General features: G+C 61.8%; 1 protein-coding gene. It reads left to right on the forward strand.

The features are described 5' to 3' along the window. Positions 1-251: 251 nt before the first annotated feature. Positions 252-1,049 (forward strand): tetratricopeptide repeat protein (locus AC1DT3_RS22310; protein WP_477467357.1); only part of this gene is annotated, 798 nt, incomplete at its 3' end.

Raw genomic sequence — 1,049 nt, forward strand, 5'->3', positions numbered from 1 at the left:
GATCAGGACGTTTGTGCCTGAAACGACTTTACGACGTGCCATTGCGTCGGAGGCTTTGCGCTGGCAGATCACGAAGGTTCCGTAACCTTTGCGCGCCTAAATTCTGGCGGGCGAGGGGGAAAGAGAAGCTATGGCTGCGCGCGCGATCGAACATTCGAGACTGCCGACCCGGATTTTGCCGGGACCGACCGCGCGCCTGCCGCAGATGCCGTGTCTCGAAAACTTGGGTTCGTCCCAGGAACGGATGTCCGATGCGGCGGCTTAGTCTCATTCTTGTTGGCGTGGCGGGTATGTTCGTCGGCGCCGACGGTGCAGCGGCGCTCGACGCCGCACCGCGGCCGCAGCCGCTCGCCCCGACGACGAAGTACAGCTCCGCCGGTCAGGCCGTTCGCGACGGCGTTCGCGACTATTATGCCGGTGACAAACGCGGTGCTGCCCAGGCGTTGGAATACGCCGCCGGGCAAGGCCATACTTTGGCTCTCTGGAAACTCGGGCGCATGTACGCCGATGGCGACGGCGTGCAGCACGACGACTTGAAGGCGTTCGAGTATTTCTCGAAGCTGGCCGATCAGAATGCCGACGAGAGTCCCGATTCTCCCAACGCTCCCGTCGTCTCGAGTGCGTTCGTCGCTTTGGGCACGTATTTTCTGGATGGCATCAAGGACACCTATGTGTCCGCCAATCCGTCCCGCGCCGTGGAGATGTTCCACTACGCCGCTTCGTATTTCAGCGATCCCAACGCCCAATACAATCTCGCCCGCCTCTATCTCGACGGCGCTGTCGTCAGCAAGGACGAACGTCTGGCGGCGCGATGGTTCAACTTGGCGGCCGAAAAAGGACATCACGCGTCCCAGGCGCTTCTCGGCCATCTCCTGATCAACGGGCAGGGTGTGCCGCGGCAGCGGGCGAGGGGCTTGATGTGGCTGACGCTCGCTCGTGAATCATCCGATCCGGCCAAAGAGGCGTGGATCGCCGAGTTGTACGAAAAAGCTTTCGCCGCGGCGAGCGAGAACGATCGCAAATTCGCCTTGGCCCTGCTCGAACAATAT

It is taken from the genome of Microvirga sp. P4_G7, from assembly GCF_056401005.1.